The sequence below is a fragment of the Thalassotalea loyana genome (assembly GCF_030161435.1).
In the GTDB taxonomy this organism is placed as follows: Bacteria; Pseudomonadota; Gammaproteobacteria; order Enterobacterales; family Alteromonadaceae; genus Thalassotalea_G; species Thalassotalea_G loyana.
The window spans coordinates 1,038,269-1,059,675 of sequence record NZ_BSSV01000001.1 but is presented as its reverse complement, the minus strand read 5'-3'; the positions used below and the strand labels follow the sequence as shown (position 1 = coordinate 1,059,675).

The window sequence follows — 21,407 nt, the reverse complement described above, 5'->3', positions numbered from 1 at the left end:
GTTTTTACTAATTTAATTCTTAACTTTGCCAAGATTGCATTCTCGCTTTGAGTCTATGCATTGCTTGGCTATGAATTTGGCTAACGCGAGATTCACTAACATCTAACACTTGGCCAATTTCACGTAAATTTAATTCTTCATCATAATACAATGATAACACTAAGGATTCACGCTCTGGTAATGAAGTTATACAACCTGCCAATGCTTTTTTAAAGGCACTATGTTCAATTTCGTCATGAGGGCTTTCGATTGTCGCATCATGAGCAAAATTGATGGCATCTTCGTTAACACCAAGATCCTCAATACCTATTATTTTACCAGAGCTTACCTCATTAAGCATATCATGATATTCGTTCAATGAGACATTTAGTTTATTTGCAACTTCACTATCAGTGACATCTCGACCGTATTCTGCTTCTAATGATTTGATTGTATCGCTTATGAGACGTGAATTTCGGTGTACAGAGCGAGGTGTCCAATCGCCTCGGCGTATTTCGTCGAGCATCGCGCCTCGAATACGAATTCCTGCAAAAGTTTCAAAACTAGCACCTTTACTGGCATCAAAGTTATTCGACGCTTCGAGTAATCCGATCATGCCAGCTTGAATTAAGTCATCTACTTGAACACTCGCAGGAAGCCTAGCCATTAAATGATAGGCAATTCTTTTAACCAAGACAGTTTGCTGCTCTATCAAGGCAGTCTTGTCTATCTGATCAATATAGGCTTGCGTTTTTACCACTTAATACCCGCTCATAAGTTGTCGTTATTATTTATCTAATAACTGTTCGATAAAAAACTCTAGATGCCCTGATGGTTGATGAGGTATTGGCCATTCTAAGGCATTTTTAGCTATACGCTTGAAGCCTTTAGATGCCGGAGAATCTGGAAATGCTTCTACAATAGCTTGTTGTTTACGCACTGACTTTCTGATGTTTTCGTCAAAAGGAACAACACCAACTAGTTCTAGTGCTACATCTAAAAATCTATCACTAACTTTTGTTAGTTTAGCAAATAATTGTTGCCCTTCCTTAGGGCTGCGAACCATGTTAGCAACAACTTTAAATTTAAATACACCGTGATCACGGCTGAGCAATTTCATCAATGCATAACAATCGGTAATCGATGTAGGCTCATCACAAACAACCAACATAACGTCTTGGGATGCACGAGCAAAGCTTAATACCATGTCGGAGATACCTGCTGCCGTGTCGACAATCAGTACATCGAACTCTGTTTCCATATCGCTAAATGCACGAATCAGCCCCGCATGTTCTGATGGCGTCAGATCAACCATCGTTTGCGTGCCTGATGTAGCTGGAATGATTTTGATTCCTGCTGGGCCATCGATAATGATGTCATCAAGTTCACATTCACCTGACATCACATGGGATAAGTTTTTCTTCACACGAAGGCCAAGCATAACGTCGACATTAGCTAAACCTAAATCGGCGTCTAACACTAAAACTTTTTTACCCATTTGTGCCATTGAAATGGCGGTATTTAATGAAACATTTGTTTTACCAACACCACCTTTACCACCAGAAACAGCAATGACCTTAATTTTTTTTGGTTCTTGCATTTTTCGTAAGCCACTCGCTTGATCTAACATCTTTTAATTCTTACTACTTATTGTTGTCTTTCTCTACATCATGGCATGAGAGGCCATCGATTGATGAGTCCAATTTATAGGTGTTTGTTTACGTTGTTTTGTAAACATTTTATCAGCAAGCGTAACTAACTTTTCAGCATTTGCAACCTTAATATCTTCAGGTACTCGCTGACCGTCGGTTAAATAACCAACGGGGAGGTTATTTTGTATAGAAGTTGCGATTAATTCCCCCACACTTAGGCTCTCATCTAACTTAGTATATATGCATCCTGACAATGGGATCTTGTTGAAACGTTGAACATTCTCAGTCATTACACCTGCTTGGGTATTAGCCGCCAACACTAAGTAATTTTTAATTCGCGAGCGACTGTTTGAGACTAAGGTTGTTAAATGTTCATTTAATCGCATGTCGCGTTGCCCCATGCCTGCCGTATCAATCAATACTAACTTTTTGGTAGAGAACTGTGCCAATAACATATCAAGTTCTTTAGCATCCTGTGCTAATTTTACCGGACAGCCGATAATCTTTGCGTATGTCGTTAACTGCTCATAGCCGGCAATACGGTATGTATCTGTTGAAATTAATGCCACTGAATCAGCACCGTGTATTTGTGCAAATCGAGCTGCTATTTTAGCTATCGTAGTCGTTTTTCCTACGCCTGTTGGACCTACCAATGAGAACACACCACCATGACGAATAATTTCATTGTTCGTCGTTTGTAGTTGGTTGGCAAGTAAATGCTTAACTTGCTGCCACGCTTCTTGCTCAGTAAGTTGGCTTGGAATGAAACCCGCTAATTGGTCAGCCATTTGTGCGTCAATGCCCATTGAAGTTAGCTTGCTGACTAAGACGGCACGATTAGGATCTTTATTTACTCGGTCTTGCCATAATAATCCAGCAACTTGATGTTCAAGAAGTTGGCGAATTGATGCCATTTCTTGTTTCATTCGTTCAAACTCCTCATTGTGAGGAGGGATACTGGCTTGCACTGGTTCATTTTGACTGAACGAGCTTTCAGCTGGATTTTCAGTAGGAGAACCATTAACGGCACTATGCTCATCACTTTGCGCATGGGCATTAGAAAGACGGTCGGTGAAATCCTTAAATTGTTGTTCGATTGTTTCTGCCGATGAGTTGGTAGTAATATCAGCCGCTGATGCGTTTAGCTGAGGCTCAATACGTTCTTGTTGAACATCTCGATTTAACAATTCAGCTAAGCTCTCTGGTACTTTAGGCATTCTGGTTTGCGCAGATACACCAGCAGGTTGAGAACTTGCTGGCGATGAGCCAATTGAAACCACATCATCTGCAACCTCTCGAGCGGTCGTTGGCGTTGGTTCTTGCGCCACTTCTTCTTGTGCAGCCGGCTGCTGGTTGTAATCAACAGCCGCCATAATTTCGATACCTTCAGGGATTTTTTTGTTCGACATAATCACAGCATCAGCGCCAAGTACTTCCTTGATTTCTGCTAATGCAGTTTTCATGTCACGTGCGACAAAACGTTTAATTTTCATTGTTAACCCCTTACAACATAATCAGCTACTGGTTATTGTCCGATGGCGCTAACGATTTTAATTTGTTTATCGTCCGGAACCTCTTGATAAGAGATCACTCGTAATCCAGGAATCGTGTATTTTACGAACTTAGCTAAAACCGTTCTTAAAATACCTGATGTTAGTAAAATTGGCGTATCTCCTGCCAATTCTTGCTGATGCGCACCTTCTGTTAAAGATTTTTGCATACGTTCAGCAAGTCCTGGTTCAATGCCTGCGCCATCATCGCCAGCCATTTGCATTGACTGATGCAACATCTGTTCCAACTCAGGCGACAATGTTATGACAGGTATCTCATTATTCGAACCGACCATATCTTGAACAATGAACTTGCGCAGAGAAATACGTGCAGCTGCGGTTAACACATCAGGATCCTGACTTTTCGTACCATACTCAACTAACGTTTGAGCGATTGAACGCATATCACGAACAGCCACACCTTCATTCATAAGATTCTGTAGAACTTTCACTACCGTACCTAGCGGTAAAATATCTGGTACCAGACCTTCAACCAACTTAGGATAGCTTTTCGCTAGCATATCAAGTAAGTTTTGCACTTCTTCATGGCCAAGCAATTGTGAAGCATTATTCGTTAAAATCTGACTCAAGTGAGTTGCTAACACGGTCGTTGCATCAACAACGGTATAACCAAGTGCTTGTGCATGTTCTCTTTGATCTTGTTTAATCCACACAGCATCTAAACCAAATGCAGGATCCTTCGTTGCGATACCTTCCAAGTTACCAAATACTTGGCCTGGATTAATCGCAAGTTCATGATCATGACGAATTTCAGCCTCACCCACGGTTACGCCCATAAGCGTAATTTGATAGCTATTTGGATCAAGATCTAAATTGTCACGGATATGAACGGCAGGAACTAGGAAACCAAATTCTTGTGATAGTTTTTTACGAACACCTTTAATTCGGTTAAGCAATTCACCGCCTTGGGCTTTATCTACAAGTGGAATTAAACGATAACCAATTTCTAGCCCGATAACATCAACATGATTGACATCATCCCAGCCTAATTCTTTAACTTCTTCGGCTTGCTGTGATTCATCAGCTTGTGTTTTCGCTTGTTCCTCTTTTTCCTTGACCGCTTTAGCGGCCTTATATCGACCACCAAAGTATGCTGAGGCAGCTATCATTATCGCAAATAATAAGAATGCAAAGTGCGGCATTCCTGGCACGATGCCCATCACGAACATCACGGCAGCTGCAATATATAAACTGCGCTCTTGACCAAGCTGAGAGCTCATTTGCTCGCCCATGTCTTGGGCCGTATTTTGACGCGTAACAACAATCGCTGTTGCTACTGATAATAGAAGGCCAGGGATCTGCGCCACTAAACCGTCACCAATGGTTAATAAGGTATAAATTTCAACAGCTTGAGAGAACTCTAAATCATGTTGAACCATACCGATAACAAGACCACCAATGATATTAATAAATAAAATCAGAATACCGGCAATCGCATCGCCTTTCACAAACTTACTGGCACCATCCATCGAACCATAAAAATCTGCTTCAGAGGTAACTTCTTGACGTCGTTCACGCGCTTGATCGGCAGTAATAAAACCGGCATTAAGATCAGCATCTATCGCCATCTGTTTACCCGGCATCGCATCTAATGTAAAACGAGCTGTTACTTCTGAAATGCGACCAGCACCTTTAGTGACCACGACAAAGTTGATAATGATTAGAATTAAGAAAACAACCAAACCAACAGCGTAATTGCCTCCTATAACAACGGAGCCAAAAGCCTCGATCACTTTACCCGCGGCATCTGGACCTTGGTGTCCCTCAAGCAGAACCACTCGTGTGCTGGCAACATTTAATGCAAGACGTAAAATTGTCGCTATCAAAAGTACTGAAGGAAAGGAGCCAAACTCAAGTGGTTTTAGGGTATAAACCGTGATTAATAGAACAATCAATGCAAGGGCAATGTTGAAAGAAAATAAAATATCAAGAAGCGCCGCCGGCATAGGTAAGATCACCATACCAAGGGCAGCAATAATCAGAAGTGGCGTACCTAAGCCTGACAAAAACGATAATTTATTCTTATCAAATCGATTAAATTGAGCGAGTAATTGCATGTACAACTATGATAATTTTTTGACTCATAGTTAATAAAAGGCAATAACTATACCAGTTGTTAGTTATTGCGAATCACTTGCTGTTTAATCCACCAGTTAATACTTAAACTCATCTGGAATAGGTAAATTATTAGCAACAGGTACTGGGCGTTTCCCTTTGCCCTCCTTATACAAGTTTAGCTGGAAGACAAAGGCAAGAACTTGAGCAACGGCAGCGAATAACTGTTCCGGTATTTCATCATCAACTTCAGTCGTATAATACAGGCTTCTTGCTAGTGCAGGAGAAGCTAAAATCTCAACGCCGTGCTCTTTTGCAATCGTGCGAATATGAATAGCCATTTCATCAATGCCTTTAGCGATAACAGTTGGTGCACCTGAGCCATTAGGATCGTATTTAATCGCGACAGAGTAATGTGTTGGGTTCGTGATAACGACATCAGCATTCGGTACTTCTTGCATCATTCGTCGTTGAGACATTTCATATTGCAATCGTCGAATACGACCTTTGATCTCCGGGTTACCATCGGCGTTTTTCATCTCATCTTTGACTTCTTGTTTCGTCATTTTAAGTTGGCGCGTGTGATTCCACTTTTGATAAGGTGCATCAATAGCAGCAATGATGATTAATGACATAGATAACGCTATAAACATCCAAAGTAGCATGTTAACTGCGTGACCAAAGTTGCCTGGACTTAGCTCAATACTTAAATGCAGAATTTCTTCAAATAGGCCAACGAGTAAAAAGTATGCGACGATGACAACAACCAGAAACTTTAGCAAAGACTTAATAAACTCAACCAACGCCTGCAAACCAAACATTCGCTTGAACCCTGCAATTGGCGACATTTTGTTTAATTTTGGCGCTGCCGCTTCCCACGAAAAACTCATCCCGCCGAGAATAGTGTTACCAATAAAAGCAGCTAAAACGATAATAAAAAACATCCATAACATGGGCGTCATGATCGTAAAAACGGCATCGGAAATAAGGTCAAACAACGCACTAACATCTAAGGCTTCCTCACGAGTTAACGTAAATAGCCTTGTCATAATTGACTTAAGCGCTCTCGTTAGAGACTCTCCGACGAGTAACATGGCTGCTGCACTACCAAGGAGGACAAACATTGTTCCAAGGTCTTTAGACCTCGCAATTTGTCCTTTTTTGCGGGCATCAGCAAGCTTTTTGGGTGTGGGTTCCTCGGTGCGTTCACCGCTATCACTTTCAGCCATTAAGGTGCCCCACAATCAATGAGGTAACAGCTAAAATCAACGGCACGTTGCCATTGTGCCTCAAAGTGAACCAAGAAGTTACTCATGGTTAACCACATAATAATCAAACCCGCGGTCATCGTTATCGGAAAACCAATAGCAAAAATATTAAGCTGTGGTGCTGCACGAGTCATAATACCGAATGAGAAGTTAATCAATAACATAGCGGTCAGTGGAGCCAAAGCCAATGACATTGCCGTTGAAAACATCCAACCACCCCACTCGACGATTTCTCTAAATTTGACGACTTCAAAATCACCAGAAGGGATAGGAATCGTTTGAAAACTCGCAACGACAAATTGAAGAAACGCTAAATGTCCATCTAACGCCCAGAACAATAATGTTGATAATATTAAGAAAAATTGACCTACAGCCGGTACGCTCGTCCCTGACGCGGGATCAACCAGCGAGGCAAAACCCAAGCCCGTTTGCATCGCAATGATTTGACCAGCTAGCGTAAACGTATTAATTACCATGACAGTAATAAAGCCTATCATCACGCCAATGATAATCTGCTCAAAGACAAGTAATGTAGTTGCAAAGCTAAACAAGTTATCAACTTTTGCGGGGGGGATTGCAGGCATCACACAAACAGTAATAGCAAGCGATAAAAACAATTTAACTCGCGTCGGCGTCGTTTGCGCACCTAAGCCAATCATCGCCATAATCAATGCCGAGATACGTGTTAATGGCAAAAGAAAATCAGCCAGGTATTGATTAATAACTGACTCGGTAAACTCCATTTAGCTCACCACTGAAGGGATGCTTGCGACCAGTCTGAAGGTATAATCCATTAATTTTTGTACTAACCAATGGCCGCCAACGATTAAGGCTAATAAAGTAACAATCAAACGAGGTAAAAAGCTTAGGGTTTGTTCATTGATTGATGTTGCTGCTTGAAAAACTGCCACAATTAAACCGACTAACAAACTTGGAACAATAACCGCACTTACCAAAATGATAACTAAAAATAACGCATCTCTAAGAATATCAACAAAGACTTCAGGGCTCATCAGGTTGCTCCTAATCCGTAACTTGTTGCAATGGTTCCTATAACTAAATTCCATCCATCAACTAAGACAAACAGCATGAGCTTAAACGGCAATGATACGATCATAGGCGATAACATCATCATACCCATTGCCATCAAAATACTCGCCACAACAAGATCAATGATTAAGAAGGGTATAAACAAAATAAAGCCAATCTGGAACGCTGTTTTTAATTCACTGATGATAAAGGCAGGAATAATTACCGTCATAGGCAACGTATGTGGTTCACCAATATCCTCAATACCAGACATTGAAGCAAGCGTATTGAGGTCTTTTAAGCGCGTTTGCTCAAGCATAAACGCTCGCAAAGGCTCTTTACCTCTATCTATTGCCTCTACAGAGGTTAATTGATCGTTTAAATATGGCTGAATCGCTACTTCATTAACTTGGTTATATACCGGCGTCATAATAAAGAGCGTCAAAAAAAGCGTTAAGCCCAATATTACTTGGTTAGATGGTGTTTGTTGCAAGCCGAACGCTTGGCGTAGTATTGCCATAATAACAACGATACGAGTAAACGATGTCATCATAATGATGGCTGCTGGTATAAAACTCAGCGCCGTCATAAAAATCAGAATTTGGAGGGTTACAGAATACTCCTGTGAACCATCTGGGTTTGTCGACATGGTAAATGCCGGCAAAGACAAGTCTTGTTGCGCTAAAGCCGAGCCAGCAAAGGCGAAAAATAATAGGAATGCGAGAAAAGCTTTAGCGTAATTATTCATAACCGTTCTTATTGTTTTAATACGTTCTTTTTCATTTGTGCCCATGACTGAGATAATGACTGAGCAGGTTGATTAAGCTCTAGTGGCTCATCTAATGTTTCTAATTTGCTAATTTGATTGGCAGTTACCCCTAGTAGCATTTGCTTACCGGCAACTTCAACAACAACGAGTTTTTCTTTGGTTGATAAATGAAGCGTAGACACGACTTTCATACCTGAAATATGCTGCTGATTAGTTTGAAACTTCTTTAAAACTAACGCACAAACAATGATCAAACCAAGCACCATAAATAACGAAAGCAACATAGAAAACGCGTCCATGTTGCCTGCGACATTTTTACCTACTTGCGCTTGTTCTGCAAAGCTTGAAAAACTTGCAGTTAATAAACCAATTAGCGTGATAATCAGCTTCATTATCGTAACTTTTTAATACGTTCTACTTGACTGATAACATCTGTTAAACGGATACCAAACTTATCATTGACCACAACCACTTCCCCGTGAGCAATCAGAGTACCATTAACCATCACATCAAGGGCTTCACCTGCAACACGGTCAAGTTCGACAACAGAGCCTTGGTTTAATTGTAATAGGTTACGGATACTAATTTGGCTACGCCCTACTTCCATAGAAATCGTAACGGGAATATCTAAAATAGTATCTAAGCGTCGCTGGTCGTCACCCGAGACTGCTGGCGCTTCTTCTTCAAGCTCATCTAGCTCAACACTCTCAGCTTCAGCGGCGGCCTGTTCGTCCATCGCTTCCGCCCACATGTCTAAACCGTCTTCATTTTCAGTGCTCATGTCACTAACCTCTTTCTTTAATACTCTAAGTCATCTTCTAACATGTGGAGCTCTGCATCACTGTCTAAACGCTTACCACCTTTTGTTAGAATCGTCAGCTCTGATTTAACTGACTCTGGACGTTTAATTTTCTCTTGAATCTTTAATGCCAAGTTATCGCGACTTTTGCCTAGTTGAGCACGATAAGTTGGAAGATCTTCAATTAACACCGTAATATGGTCTGGCATTTCAATCGGTATAATGTCCCCCTCTTTGAGGGTTTGCACGCGAGATAACGGTATATCAACTTCGATAAACTTAGTTGAGAGCTCGACTGGAACATCCATTATTTCGTCACGTAAGGCCTTAGACCAACGCATGTCAGTATCTTCTTTATCTGACTGCACACCTGCATCAAGCAATTCACGAATCGGTTCAAGCATTGAATAAGGTAACGCCACATGGAAGTCACCACCACCACCGTCAAGCTCGATATGAAATGAACTGATAACAACGACTTCGGTTGGACTTACAATATTCGCCATCGACGGGTTAACTTCAGAATCTAAATATTCAAAAGAAACATCCATCACAGGTGACCATGCTTCTTTGTAGTCTTCGAAGATAAGCTTAAGCAACATTTGAATAATTCGTCGTTCAGTCGGCGTAAATTCACGACCTTCAATTTTTGCGTGATAACGGCCATCACCACCAAAAAAGTTATCTACCAAAATGAAAACTAATCGCGCTTCCATCGTAATTAAGGCAGTACCTTTTAATGGTCTAAAACGAACCATGTTCAAGCTTGTCGGAACAAACAAGGTATGTACGTACTCACCAAACTTAATCATTTGAATGCCGTTTATTGATAGTTCAGCAGTGCGTCGCATCATATTGAACAGACTGATACGCATATGACGAGCGAAGCGTTCGTTCACCATTTCGAGGGTCGGCATACGACCACGAACGATGCGATCTTGAGACGAGAAGTCGTAGTCGGTCATACCTTCGGTATGTTCGACGTCCTCAACTATCTCTTCTTCTTCAACTTCGTCAACGCCATGGAGTAGCGCGTCAATTTCGTCTTGCGATAATAAATCACTCACGTAACTTTCTCTTAATTATCCAGTATCAACGATTTTATTTACTGCATTACAAAGCCAGTGAATAACACTTGCTCTACAACTTTTCGTCCTGATATTTCTACCATAACTTTTTGAACTTCCGACAATGACAACTGCTTTAATGACGTTTTACCAGCACTCGTAGATAAATCATCTGCATTTGCCAATGAAAAGACGCCAAGCAATGTACTCTCAATTAACGGCACATGTTTCTTAGCTTCCTCTTCATTTTCAGCGCCACGTACCAGTAATTGCGCACGAATCTCTACATACCTATCGCGTGATGCGCCAGGTACATTAAATCTGAAAGGACGAGGCATTGGTACGTATAGTGCGGATCCTGTCTCACCCGCAGCTGCTTCTTCAGCAGCAGGAGCTTCACCGCTAGCTAACGCAGCATCAACCTCCGCTTGGCTAGGCTCTTCCTCACCACCCATAAAGAAAAATGCACCACCACCTGCCGCAGCAAGAATTACAACAATAGCGATAATGATAATCAGCTTTTTCTTCTTACCACCATCTTCTAATTCGAGTTCTTTTTCTTCATCAGCCATTGTTTACTCTCATAATAATTGTCGAATATATGTTGCCCACTATAGCGTTAAGCACAGTTTAAGCCAAGGTAATGCTTATAGATTTCTCGCATTAAGCGAAGTAATCAATGCCAATTGATTGCACATTAACCACTTGCTTATCATTTTGTATATTCTGATCGTCCTCAACTAGCGCTTCAGAAGACGATTGACTATTTTCTAATCCCTCATTGTCATTAAATTCAGTATCATTTTGAGAGAACTGTTGCTGCACATCTGTATCGCCTAAGTCGATACCAGATTCTGATAACATATCGCGTAGTCTATTCATATGCTGTTCAATTGCTTCCTTCGCTTGCGGTTGCTGAACAACGAAATTAACCATCGCCTGCTCACCTTGAAGGTTTACTCTGACATGAACATTACCCAATTCAGGCGGATCAAGCTGAATATCTACAGATTGTAGTTTCTGAGAGATCATGACCATAACTTTTTCTTTAACCTGTTGAGAAAAGTTTTTGTGATTAACATTAATCACTTCGGTTGCTACTTTTTCAACTTGTTTTAAGTTTTGCTGCTGGGTTACTTGCTCTTCAAGGGGTTGACTATGAGTTTGCTGCTGGTGAATAGCCTGAGCACTTTCTTGACCATTGATGTTCGTCACTCGGATTGTTGGGCTATCGACGGTTTGTGTTCCAGCATTTGATTTTACAATAGCGTCACCAGTTAACATTGAAGACTTCATTTCTTTGTCATTATCAATGACCAGCTCATCAACCACATCCATTTCTGCAGTTTTTGTGCTTGCGCCTTCAGAGCTCTCAATGAATTGAACAGGCTGCGCCGTCGCGACATTTATTTGGCGTTCTACTTTTTGTGGCTCTGCAGTCAATGGAGTTGCAACTGGACCACGAAGCGGCTTGATATCACTAAACTCCTGATTTTCAATGACTTCTAGTTTCCCTTTCACCGAGTCTAATTGAGCTTCTTTGCTAGGCAACTTCTCTTGGTTAGAAATACCTTTGTTAATATTTGACTGAACTGATGGTGTTTCTTGTGTTTTCGTTGCTTGTTTTCCAGTTAGCTCATTAGCCAACTCTGCTTTCTGTGTTAATGAAAGCTTTTCAAACTCTTTTGCTTTCAACAAGTCAACATCATCATCTATTGCTACAGTGGCATGATTCACAGATTCCAGTTTGGTGCTCTGGTTCTTTGGTGTGTTAGCAACCAACTCGTTAATTTGTGCTTGCGATTGGCTGAACTCTCTTTTTGAAAGTGACACGTGAATCAACCCGTCATTGGCATTTGCCTTCAAGTCATCAGCAACTGCGACATTATTTTCAGGCTTAGTTAATGCAATAAACTTAGTTGTGTCGGCTTTTACTCTGCGATCGATAACAAGATTGTCATTATCAGCATCTGGCTTTGCAATAACAGGCTTTTGCTCGCTAATAACTTGTTGAGCTAACTGCTCACCCTCATTGTCGGTAGGATTAATTTGAGTCGTTGTAGCAGCTAGTTTTTCTGATGCTGTAACCACAGACTCCGTTGTCGAAGCAACACTTAGTTTTGGACTCACTTGCTGTTGCGTAGTCAACACGGCAGGTGCGACATAAGTCTTGCTAGTGACCATTTGCTGAGCACTGTCCAGCATTTGCAACAATTTTTCTGGTGCAATATTTTTATTGGTTACAGAACCTTTAACCAATGACTCTTCATCATTTGATTGAGTACTAGCAGTCAGCGTGTCACGCACAACATCAGTGATTATAGTAGTCTGCTGAGCGTCTGCTTTCTGTATGATGGCTGCCTCATTTTCTTGCGTATTTTCAGTATCTAATACTTGTTGAGCATCTGAAACCTGTTCATCAGCTAAGATATCAGGTGACGATATTGAAGCCGCCCAACTATCATCTCGTACTTCATCAGAAGCATGCGCGGCAACATCAGTCTTTGAGTGGTTTTCATGGGCGAATACTTGCCGTTCGAGCTCTTGAGCAAATGCAGGGTTTTGCCCTTGCCCTGGTTCACCATCGGTCGCAACATACGCGCTAAACTCAGGTGTAGCAGGCAAATCTAATGAAATATTAATAGCTTGGCTCATGAATATTAATCTCTAATTCTTCTTACCAGAAAACGATATTGTCTCGGGCTAGTAGTTATTAAGCAAAAGCAATACCAAGTTATCTTAGGCAGTAGGGCTATCGCAGTTTTCTTCGGATAAATTGCTGGGTAGCAATTTCATCAAACATCTTTTGTTCTAGTTTTTGTGCCTTTAATTGTTGTTTAGCTATAAATTTTTCACGCAACAATTCAACAGCTTGGACTTTTTGTTGTTGCGCAAACCATTGTTGTTTTCTTTGTTCTACTAGGGCTTTGGCTTGCTTCAACGCAATCTCAACTTGGCCAGATGCATAATCAAGCTTTGCAACAAAAGCATGGAAATGTGTATAAGTTGCTGAATCAATCCCGACTTTAGAGCGTTCATCCAAACGTTTCATATACTCTAGTCGATAGTCACTCACACTTTGCAAACGAGCAATATTTTGTTGGTAATCCGCTTCGGCATGCTGTAGTGCTGTTGCAGCTTGATGCTCTTTGTCTTTTTCAAATTTATAAAGTGTATTCAGTTGCTTCAAGGACATGACCGATTACCTTAGCCCTGAGGCTGCGTTTGCTGCTGGTTTTGTTGAGCATGAGCTTGAGCGGCCTGAATAATCTCTTGCAGTTGGCCTAAACTCTGGTCGTAAGGAATAACTTCTTTCATTTGCTGTTGAAGGAAAAAGTTTATGACAGGTTGAAGTTTAATCGCTTGATCAATTCGAGGATCACTCCCTGCGCTATACGCACCGATAGAAATTAAATCTTTATTTTGTTGATACAAGGAATAATTTTGCTTCAATGAGCGGGCTAATTGTTGATGCTCCTCACTGGTCACCATCGGCATTACGCGCGAAATAGAAGCTTCGATATCAACTGCTGGGTAGTGACCCGCGTCCGCCAATTCCCTGGAAAGAACAATATGTCCATCCAATATTGCACGTGATGCATCAGCAATCGGATCTTGTAAATCGTCCCCTTCTGTCAATACGGTATAGAAAGCAGTAATCGACCCTTGTCCATCGCCACCATTACCCGCTCGTTCGACAAGTTGTGGAAGCTTTGAAAATACTGAAGGTGGATAACCTTTGGTCGCTGGAGGCTCGCCAACAGCAAGTGCAATTTCACGTTGCGCTTGAGCATACCGAGTAATTGAGTCAAGCAATAACAACACATTTAAACCTTGATCTCGAAAATATTCACTGATTGCTACTGCCGTTTCACAGCCTTTTAAGCGCATGAGCGGTGAGTTATCAGCTGGTGCCGCAACGACTACGGAGCGCTGTCTACCCTCTTCACCTAGGATCTCTTCGATAAATTCTTTTACTTCTCGGCCACGCTCTCCAACTAAGCCAACAACAATAACATCCGCCGTCGTGCCGCGAGTCATCATCCCCAAAAGGACACTTTTACCGACACCAGAGCCGGCAAACAGGCCCATACGCTGGCCTTTGCCTACCGTAATAAAACTATTAATTGAGCGCACACCTACATCGAGTGGTTCAGAAATAGCTCGACGTGACAATGGATTCAATGGCGCCTGATTGTGCTGATAATGTTCTTCAACCTTAACAGGGCCTTTGCCGTCTAGTGGCTTGCCGACACCATCAATAACCCTGCCAAGTAAGTTCATAGTAAGCGGTATCTGAGACTTTTGATTTAGCGGTAAGACTCGTGCGCCTGGCAACACCCCTTGCAGAGACTGCTCGGGCATTAAGTACGTATGTTCACCGTCAAATCCGACAACTTCAGCAATAAGATCCCCACTTGAGGTTTCAACAAGGCACTGGCTACCCACTGGTGCCTTCACTCCTACAGCCTCAAGCGTCAAGCCAACCACACGAACTAAGCGCCCAGCAACAGACACAGGTTGTGCATGGACAAAGTTTTTGCAGTTTTCTAGTCGTTGTTGCAGTTGGCTAATATCTAGCATGACAAGGATTTGACTCGTTGTAGCTTAATTTGATTGATGTAGTGCTTCTTGCAAAAAAGAGTCCAACACGTCTTTTAAACGCGACTTCATGGTGAGATCAATGTTTGAGGTTGCATTCTCTATTTGACATCCACCTTGCTCAACATGAGGAGCAGGCAAAAGACGCCAGCCTTTCTCTTGGAGAAACTCGGGACCATATTGTGCTTCGACAAGTTTTAAGTCTATTGGATTTAAATAGATTTGTGTTTGAGCTTCTTGACTCGGTAATGCTTTCATTCCACGGTCTAGTGCTTGGAATATGATATCAGGATTAATTTTCCCTTCTTCAAGCGTGACCGCCTGGGTTAACTGGACAACTAATTCAAGCAGTTGCTGTTCAACATTTCCTACTACCTTGGCTAATGGCTGGTGCAATTCGTCAACCATCTCAGTCCAATTATTTGCTAGTTGAGTAATTTGCTCTTCACCTTGGGCAAGCCCCTGGGCAAGTCCTTCATCATGACCGCTGACAATACCTTCTTGATGTCCTTGGGCTTTCCCTTCTTCGTAACCTTGAGCAAAACCCTCTTCTTTACCTTGGCTGAACCCTTCTTCATATGCAGCTTGTCGAATCGCTTCAATATCTTCAGCGGTTAATGGCACCACCTCTTCTTCTTGAGATTCTTCAGGTGGCTCATATTTCCACCCTTTTTTAAACCCCAGAGCGTTAACTTCTTCATCGTGACTACGGTCTTCAACATCGGGCAACTGCCAAGAAGAAGCATCTTGATTGGTAAGCATCTGTCTCGTCGATGTTTTTTGACTAATTTTGGTCATATTTCACTCTGCTAAAAAGGCAATGAATTACAAGAATTCGTCACCACCGCCTGCGCCACCTAACATAATTTCACCTGCATCAGATAAACGACGAGCGATTGACAGGATCTCTTTCTGCGCGGCTTCAACTTCACTAATACGCACTGGCCCCATGGCTTCAAGATCATCGGCAAGCATTTCTGCAGCACGTTTAGACATATTACCCAGGATCTTATCTTTGAGTGCCTCGTCACAACCTTTAATGGCTTTCATTAACGTATCTTGCTGTACTTCACGTAAAATAGCCTGAATACCACGGTCATCAACATCAGCTAAGTTTTCAAAGACAAACATTAAGTCTTGAATTTGTTGACTCATTTCTCCGTCATGCTCACGAATTGCATCCATTAAGACACCTTCAACGTTCGTATCTAGGTAGTTCATAATATCAGCAGCTGCTTTCAAGCCACCCATCTTCGCTGCTTGAGCACCAGCTTGGCCCGCAAACTGTTTCTCCATGATTTCGTTTAATTCCTGCAATGCTGCTGGCTGCACTTCTTCTAAGTTGGCAATACGCATCATTAAGTCTAGTCGAACTTTATCTGCAAATTGGCCTAAAATCTCTGCTGATTGCTCTGGCTCAAGATAAGATAGAACAATTGTTTGGATCTGAGGATGCTCATTACGAATAATATTTGCTACCTGCTTAGAGTCCATCCACTTGAGTGAATCAAGGCCTTTGGCACCAGACCCCATAACAATTTGGTCAATTAAGTTACCCGCTTTGTCTTCACCAAGCGCTGCCGTTAAGGCTTTTCTGACGAATTCTTCAGACTGGAACCCTATGGTAGAGAAGTTTTGAATTTCATTAATAAAGACCTTATGTACAGCCGTGATCTTTTCTTGGGTAAAGTCTTGCATACCCGCCATGATCATACCGACCTGCTGTACTTGTTTTGGCTCAAGGTGCTTTAAAATTTGAGCTGCATCTTCTTCCGACAAGCTCAATAATAAGATTGCCGCTTTTTCTGACCCATCAAGTTTTGAAACGTCAAAACCACCTGACATTTCTACCATATTACCTTGTGGGGCATTTTCAGTTGTTGCTATATCACTCATCTTCCATCAACCAACTTTTAACAACTTGCGATGATAACTCTGGTTCATTTGCAACTAAGGCACGAACCGCTTTCAATACATCTTCATCACGATGCAAGTCTGGTAATTGTAAACTGCCATCTGGCGCGAATCCTACAGCATCTTCATCAAAATCAGCTGTTAACATATCCATCGTGTCATCACCTAAATCAACATTCGAATCAAGTGATTTTTCACCGTAGTCATCAGGCGTTTGATCAGGGTACATCAAACGATTTAACATTGGACGAATCACGAAAACAATCAATGTGATGATCACCAAGCCACCCATCACTAATTTTAGCGTTTTGATGAACCAAGGCTGCTCATAAATTGGTAATTCCACGGCTTCGCCAAGTTCGATACGAGAGAACGGAATGGTCACGACTTCCAAAATATCGCCGCGTTGTAAGTTGAAACCAATACTACCTTGGAGTAATCGACGAATGTTTGCGAGTTCTTGAACACTGCGCGGCTCTTGTGTGGTTGCACCGTCTGCGCCAGCAACCGACGTATAATCAATAGCGACCGATACACTGACACGACGAACAACACCCGTTTGCTGTTTGGTGTAGCTAATCGACTCGTCAAGTTCAAAGTTCTTCGTTGATTCTTCGTGTTTACGGCTTGGCATCATTTGTTGTGAAGCACCGCCTGTCGCATTTTCTGGGATATCAGATTCTAGTGGCGGTTGATTAGTCAATGCCCCCGGAATGCCACCTAAGGCACCACCAATTGATGTATCTTCAACGCGCATTTCACTTCGAAGTGCTGGCATATCAGGGTTGTAACGACGAGAAGTCTCTTCCGTATTAGTAAAGTCCATCGTCACATCAACTTGCGCGGTGTAATTACCCAGGCCAACAACAGGAATCATAATTGAGTCAATTTTTTCCATGTATTGTTGTTCACGCTTCTCTTCAATCTCTAATTCTTTGCGAGAACGAGATGAAATAGAATCTTGGGAGCCTGAATTTAACAAGCGACCATTTTGGTCTGTCACGGTCACCCTATTTGGACTCAACCCCTGAACAGCAGATGCAACAATATCCACCACTGAGTCAACTTCTTCTTCAGACAAGATTCGACCACGCTGCATAGTTAACACTACGGTTGCAGATGGATTTTTTGATTTTCGAGCAAAGACATTTTCTCTAGGAATAGCAAGTAAAACTTTAGCGCTAGCAATTGATTGAAGTGCTTCAATCGTGCGAGCAAGCTGCTGTTCACGTGAGTGCTTTAATCGCTCTGTTTCTAGACGCTGGCTAACACCAAATCCCATATCTTGCATGATAATGTCAGTGCCAGGCTCTTTTTCTTTCGTTAAGCCTTCACGTACTAACATCATTTTAACTTGTTGATATTGATCTTCAGGAACTGAGATGGTGTTGTTTTCTTGACGGTATTCAACTTTGTTTGCGTCAAGGTAATCCATTGTTTTGATCAACTGCTCTGTTGGCTGCTTAGCCAAAAATCGGTATTCAGGCTCATTAGCCCACATCAAAACAAACACTGCGATAGCTAAACAAATAGCTAACGCCAAAATAATGGTAATTTGACGTAAAACATCAACATTACCCATAGCGGCAGCAAAGCCGGATTTTTGTTCGCTCTCGACGTTAGGTTCAGAGTCGTTTGCGATTAGGTCTGTGCCAACGTCTGTTGACATCATTGAGGTAGAATTCGTATCAGACACCATACTTCTCCGCTAGCTTAAACCGGCATACTCATAATTTCTTTGTACGCTTCTACAAACTTATTACGAACCTGAACTGTCGCATCAAATGCAACGCTAGCTTTTTGTGCTGCTATCATCGTTTCGGCAAGCGTAACATTTTGATCACCTAATTCAAACGCTGTTCTTTTCTCGCCAGCTTCTTTTTGGACTTCGTTAACTTTATTAACGGCATCCGATAGCAAGTTTGCAAAATCACTACCTGAATTATTGATTTGATTGACTTGGGTATTCATTTGAGTAGGCAAACGATTACCTGTTGCTTCAACTGCCATACTTTGCATTTGAGCGTAAAGAGAATTGCCTTTGATATCCATGATGAACTCGCTTGTGTCAATTATTTGTTTATAAAAACCTATAACCTATCAAAGCAAGCATAATGCCAACGCATTACATTTTTTTACACATTAATAACTAACTGATATACATAATAAAAACAAGGCCAAAACGAGAGGTTTTGGCCTTATAAAAAATAGTGAAGAGAAATCTATGCAGGAATAGCGATACCATTCTCACGCATTTTAGCAATTTTATATCGAAGAGTTCTTGGACTTATACCAAGCTTTTCAGCAACAGCTTTTCGGCTACCTTGGCAAGCTTGCAGTGTATCAAGAATGATCTGATGCTCTTGTTGCTTTAATTCGTTGCCTAAGTTGTCATCCAGTTTCTTTTGCTCAACTTTAGCTGTCTGAATGGCAATAGGCTCAAGGTTTTCGATTAAAATATCACTCGAATCAATCACATTATCACTTTGCAAAATTAATGCGCGTTGAATAACGTTATCCAACTCTCTCACGTTACCCGGCCAACCATAAGATGTCAGTTTATGTTTTGCTGACTGACTCAAATTAGAAAGTGGCTGCGCACTTTTTTGACAATGACGAGCTATAAGATGCTCAGCCAAAGGCACAATGTCTTCACTGCGCTGTGAAAGAGGTAGCCATGTTAACGGGAAAACATTTAAGCGATAGTACAGATCTTCACGAAAAACGCCTTCACTAACCGCCTCTTTGAGATCTCGGTTACTTGTTGCGATCACGCGAACATCAAGGTCAATAGTTTTTCTGCCACCCAATCGCTCAACTTCACGCTCTTGCAAGACACGTAAAATTTTAGCCTGCAAGCCAAGATCCATTTCGGTAATTTCATCAAGCAGAATCGTGCCACCTTGCGCTTGTTCAAATTTACCTGGACACGCTTGTATTGCCCCTGTAAATGCGCCTTTCTCATAACCAAACAATGTCGCTTCAAGCATATTTTCAGGTATTGCGGCACAATTTATCGCAACAAATGGCTTTTCTTTGCGCATAGAGTTGTTGTGTACATATTGCGCTAATACTTCTTTACCTGAACCACTTGGCCCAAGGACCATGACCGATGCATCTGTCGTCGCCACTTTTTTGGCAAGTTGAAGCAATTCCACACTTCTAACATCCGCAACTACGGGTTGGTTATCGCCATCTAGCTCGGCTGGCATATATTGATTGACTAAGTTTAGTAATACTTCTGGCGCAAAAGGTTTCGCCATATAATTACTCGCACCGTCTTTCATTGCTTGTACCGCATCGTTAATCGTGCCGTAGGCTGTCATGATCAACACAGGCAAATCAGGAAAACTATTTTTAATATTTTTTAGCAAGTTCAACCCTGACATACCGCCCATCTGAACATCAGAGATAACCATGTCCACGTCAGTCTCTTTTAACTGAAGTAGCGCAGCTTCACCACTATCAGCTTCTACGCATTCAAACCCAGCTAACGTTAAGGTATCTACAAGTGCTTCTCGTAAACCAAAATCATCTTCTACGACGAGGATTTTTTTGTTACTCATATTATGCCTCCGAATGACTTTCTGCTGAATTGACAATCTGATTTGCAAGCGGAATTTCGATACAGAAATGCGCGCCTTCATCAGCTTTGCTTAGCAAATGAACCTGGCCTTGATGTGCTTTGACCACTGACTTAACAACAGCTAAGCCAAGACCTGTGCCTTGTGAACGCGAAGTGTAAAATGGTTCGAAAACCTTTTGGGCCAACTCTGGCGAAATACCAGGGCCGTTGTCTTGAACCGAAATAAAGGCTGCGCTTGGGCTGCAGTAAGTACGAATATTGATTTGCGCACCACTACCAATAATTTCTACACTATTATTAATTAAGTTCTGAATAGCCCCACTAAGCGCATGTTGATTCGCTAAAATCTGGCAGTCGTCATCACATAACTGTAAGTTTATTTTTGCATTGGTGCTTTCACAGGTAGCTTCAACAGTTGAATAAGCCTGCTTAACTGTGTCATTTACCGAAATAGCCTCAACGACCTGTTCATTACCACTTTTCGAAAACAGCAACATGTCATTCACTTGGCTCTCTAAATCTTGAAGTCTTGTCATCAGCTTATCTTGAAACTTCTCTCGAGCTTCGTTGGCTAACTTGCCGCTCTTTAAGTTTGCACAGTAAAGCATTGCTGAAGACAAAGGAGTGCGGATTTGATGCGCTAAACTTGAGACCATTTTGCCCAGCGAAGATAGGCGTTGCATGTGGGAGATTTTATCTTGTAATAAACGAGTTTCGGTTAAATCCGTAATGGTTATTAGTTGCCCTGGCTTGTTACCAAGGGCTGAAATTTCTAATTTAACACGGCGACCATCTTTCAATGACACCTCATGCCAATCATCTTTTCTTGGTTTGAATGAGCGTTGGATGACATTTGCCCAAGCTTGCCCCAAAATAGGTTCATCGAGTAAAGATTTCGCCATTTTATTAATCTTTGTGACAATACCGTTACCATCAAGAATGACGACACCATTGGGCATCAAATCAATCAACTCATTGAGTTGTTGGTTTTCTTCTTTAAGTGCATTGATCTGCTTATTTGACTGGTAAACCGGAAACCCGCCTGTAATGTTCAATACATTAGGCGTATTAATTCTCGATTTCTGCACAGATGACGGTACCGCGATGGTCATATTG

The 21,407-nt window shown here is 41.7% G+C and carries 21 protein-coding genes; all 21 read right to left on the bottom strand.

Translation table 11 applies throughout. From position 1 onward, the window contains the following. Nucleotides 1-19: 19 nt before the first annotated feature. The 21 genes from QQK05_RS04645 to QQK05_RS04545 all read right to left on the bottom strand — a co-directional run bounded on the left by QQK05_RS04645 (nt 20) and on the right by QQK05_RS04545 (nt 21,403). The gene (locus tag QQK05_RS04645) at nt 20-739 is read right to left on the bottom strand and encodes an RNA polymerase sigma factor FliA (protein ID WP_284296291.1); all 720 of its coding nucleotides are present in this window, start codon (nt 737-739) and stop codon (nt 20-22) included. A 27-nt stretch (nt 740-766) separates the two neighbouring features. Beyond that, a complete protein-coding gene (locus QQK05_RS04640) occupies nt 767-1,609 on the bottom strand; it encodes a MinD/ParA family protein (protein WP_284296289.1) in 843 nt (280 codons plus the stop codon). 33 nt (nt 1,610-1,642) lie between these two features. Next, a complete protein-coding gene (gene flhF, locus QQK05_RS04635; RefSeq protein ID WP_284296288.1) occupies nt 1,643-3,124 on the bottom strand; it encodes a flagellar biosynthesis protein FlhF in 1,482 nt (493 codons plus the stop codon). Nucleotides 3,125-3,156: 32 nt separating this feature from the next. Then, complete coding sequence (gene flhA / locus QQK05_RS04630) at nt 3,157-5,259, bottom strand: flagellar biosynthesis protein FlhA (protein ID WP_284296287.1); 2,103 nt, start codon at nt 5,257-5,259, stop codon at nt 3,157-3,159. A 96-nt stretch (nt 5,260-5,355) separates the two neighbouring features. After that, a complete protein-coding gene (gene flhB, locus QQK05_RS04625; protein ID WP_284296286.1) occupies nt 5,356-6,486 on the bottom strand; it encodes a flagellar biosynthesis protein FlhB in 1,131 nt (376 codons plus the stop codon). Beyond that, entirely contained in the window at nt 6,486-7,268 is a 783-nt protein-coding gene (gene fliR, locus QQK05_RS04620; protein WP_284296283.1) for a flagellar biosynthetic protein FliR, read from the bottom strand. The genes flhB and fliR overlap by 1 nt, the downstream gene beginning before the upstream one ends. Next, on the bottom strand, nt 7,269-7,538 hold the full coding sequence (gene fliQ / locus QQK05_RS04615) for a flagellar biosynthesis protein FliQ (RefSeq protein WP_284296281.1): 270 nt from the start codon (nt 7,536-7,538) through the stop codon (nt 7,269-7,271). It abuts the gene before it with no gap. Further along, nucleotides 7,538-8,302: a flagellar type III secretion system pore protein FliP gene (fliP, locus tag QQK05_RS04610; protein ID WP_284296280.1), complete on the bottom strand. Its 765-nt coding sequence runs from the start codon at nt 8,300-8,302 to the stop codon at nt 7,538-7,540. Before fliP ends, fliQ begins: the two co-directional genes overlap by 1 nt. Before the next feature lie 8 nt (nt 8,303-8,310). Further along, a complete protein-coding gene (gene fliO, locus QQK05_RS04605) occupies nt 8,311-8,715 on the bottom strand; it encodes a flagellar biosynthetic protein FliO (protein ID WP_284296279.1) in 405 nt (134 codons plus the stop codon). Then, nucleotides 8,715-9,104 (bottom strand): flagellar motor switch protein FliN, encoded by a 390-nt coding sequence (gene fliN / locus QQK05_RS04600; protein WP_284296278.1) that lies wholly within the window; start codon nt 9,102-9,104, stop codon nt 8,715-8,717. The genes fliO and fliN overlap by 1 nt, the downstream gene beginning before the upstream one ends. 17 nt (nt 9,105-9,121) lie before the next feature. Then, entirely contained in the window at nt 9,122-10,189 is a 1,068-nt protein-coding gene (fliM, locus tag QQK05_RS04595; RefSeq protein ID WP_284296277.1) for a flagellar motor switch protein FliM, read from the bottom strand. A 38-nt stretch (nt 10,190-10,227) separates the two neighbouring features. Then, nucleotides 10,228-10,761 (bottom strand): flagellar basal body-associated protein FliL, encoded by a 534-nt coding sequence (gene fliL / locus QQK05_RS04590; RefSeq protein WP_284296275.1) that lies wholly within the window; start codon nt 10,759-10,761, stop codon nt 10,228-10,230. A 91-nt stretch (nt 10,762-10,852) separates the two neighbouring features. Continuing rightward, complete coding sequence (locus QQK05_RS04585) at nt 10,853-12,844, bottom strand: flagellar hook-length control protein FliK (RefSeq protein WP_284296273.1); 1,992 nt, start codon at nt 12,842-12,844, stop codon at nt 10,853-10,855. Between the two features lie 97 nt (nt 12,845-12,941). After that, nucleotides 12,942-13,385 (bottom strand): flagellar export protein FliJ, encoded by a 444-nt coding sequence (gene fliJ, locus QQK05_RS04580; protein ID WP_284296271.1) that lies wholly within the window; start codon nt 13,383-13,385, stop codon nt 12,942-12,944. Between the two features lie 11 nt (nt 13,386-13,396). Next, nucleotides 13,397-14,773, bottom strand: coding sequence for a flagellar protein export ATPase FliI (gene fliI, locus QQK05_RS04575; RefSeq protein ID WP_284296270.1), 1,377 nt, complete (start codon nt 14,771-14,773; stop codon nt 13,397-13,399). Between the two features lie 24 nt (nt 14,774-14,797). Continuing rightward, nucleotides 14,798-15,589 carry a flagellar assembly protein FliH gene (fliH, locus tag QQK05_RS04570; protein WP_284296269.1) on the bottom strand — a complete coding sequence of 264 codons (792 nt, stop codon included), beginning with the start codon at nt 15,587-15,589 and terminating at the stop codon, nt 14,798-14,800. Between the two features lie 27 nt (nt 15,590-15,616). Continuing rightward, the gene (gene fliG, locus QQK05_RS04565) at nt 15,617-16,645 is read right to left on the bottom strand and encodes a flagellar motor switch protein FliG (protein ID WP_284296453.1); all 1,029 of its coding nucleotides are present in this window, start codon (nt 16,643-16,645) and stop codon (nt 15,617-15,619) included. Nucleotides 16,646-16,679: 34 nt separating this feature from the next. Beyond that, entirely contained in the window at nt 16,680-18,404 is a 1,725-nt protein-coding gene (gene fliF / locus QQK05_RS04560) for a flagellar basal-body MS-ring/collar protein FliF (protein WP_407704850.1), read from the bottom strand. A 14-nt stretch (nt 18,405-18,418) separates the two neighbouring features. Further along, nucleotides 18,419-18,757: a flagellar hook-basal body complex protein FliE gene (gene fliE, locus QQK05_RS04555; protein WP_284296268.1), complete on the bottom strand. Its 339-nt coding sequence runs from the start codon at nt 18,755-18,757 to the stop codon at nt 18,419-18,421. 170 nt (nt 18,758-18,927) lie between these two features. Further along, nucleotides 18,928-20,271 carry a sigma-54-dependent transcriptional regulator gene (locus QQK05_RS04550; RefSeq protein WP_284296267.1) on the bottom strand — a complete coding sequence of 448 codons (1,344 nt, stop codon included), beginning with the start codon at nt 20,269-20,271 and terminating at the stop codon, nt 18,928-18,930. Nucleotide 20,272: 1 nt separating this feature from the next. Further along, nucleotides 20,273-21,403, bottom strand: a complete 1,131-nt coding sequence (locus tag QQK05_RS04545; protein ID WP_284296266.1) for a sensor histidine kinase — start codon at nt 21,401-21,403, stop codon at nt 20,273-20,275. Between the last annotated feature and the right edge of the window lie 4 nt (nt 21,404-21,407).

Coding starts and splice junctions, on each gene's coding strand:
- QQK05_RS04640 (WP_284296289.1), bottom strand. CDS start 1,609: ATGTTAGATCAAGCGAGTGGCTTACGAAAAATGCAAGAACCAAAAAAA.
- flhF (WP_284296288.1), bottom strand. CDS start 3,124: ATGAAAATTAAACGTTTTGTCGCACGTGACATGAAAACTGCATTAGCA.
- flhA (WP_284296287.1), bottom strand. CDS start 5,259: ATGCAATTACTCGCTCAATTTAATCGATTTGATAAGAATAAATTATCG.
- flhB (WP_284296286.1), bottom strand. CDS start 6,486: ATGGCTGAAAGTGATAGCGGTGAACGCACCGAGGAACCCACACCCAAA.
- fliR (WP_284296283.1), bottom strand. CDS start 7,268: ATGGAGTTTACCGAGTCAGTTATTAATCAATACCTGGCTGATTTTCTT.
- fliQ (WP_284296281.1), bottom strand. CDS start 7,538: ATGAGCCCTGAAGTCTTTGTTGATATTCTTAGAGATGCGTTATTTTTA.
- fliP (WP_284296280.1), bottom strand. CDS start 8,302: ATGAATAATTACGCTAAAGCTTTTCTCGCATTCCTATTATTTTTCGCC.
- fliO (WP_284296279.1), bottom strand. CDS start 8,715: ATGAAGCTGATTATCACGCTAATTGGTTTATTAACTGCAAGTTTTTCA.
- fliN (WP_284296278.1), bottom strand. CDS start 9,104: ATGAGCACTGAAAATGAAGACGGTTTAGACATGTGGGCGGAAGCGATG.
- fliL (WP_284296275.1), bottom strand. CDS start 10,761: ATGGCTGATGAAGAAAAAGAACTCGAATTAGAAGATGGTGGTAAGAAG.
- QQK05_RS04585 (WP_284296273.1), bottom strand. CDS start 12,844: ATGAGCCAAGCTATTAATATTTCATTAGATTTGCCTGCTACACCTGAG.
- fliJ (WP_284296271.1), bottom strand. CDS start 13,385: ATGTCCTTGAAGCAACTGAATACACTTTATAAATTTGAAAAAGACAAA.
- fliI (WP_284296270.1), bottom strand. CDS start 14,773: ATGCTAGATATTAGCCAACTGCAACAACGACTAGAAAACTGCAAAAAC.
- fliH (WP_284296269.1), bottom strand. CDS start 15,589: ATGACCAAAATTAGTCAAAAAACATCGACGAGACAGATGCTTACCAAT.
- fliG (WP_284296453.1), bottom strand. CDS start 16,645: ATGGTAGAAATGTCAGGTGGTTTTGACGTTTCAAAACTTGATGGGTCA.
- fliF (WP_407704850.1), bottom strand. CDS start 18,404: ATGGTGTCTGATACGAATTCTACCTCAATGATGTCAACAGACGTTGGC.
- fliE (WP_284296268.1), bottom strand. CDS start 18,757: ATGGATATCAAAGGCAATTCTCTTTACGCTCAAATGCAAAGTATGGCA.
- QQK05_RS04550 (WP_284296267.1), bottom strand. CDS start 20,271: ATGAGTAACAAAAAAATCCTCGTCGTAGAAGATGATTTTGGTTTACGA.
- QQK05_RS04545 (WP_284296266.1), bottom strand. CDS start 21,403: ATGACCATCGCGGTACCGTCATCTGTGCAGAAATCGAGAATTAATACG.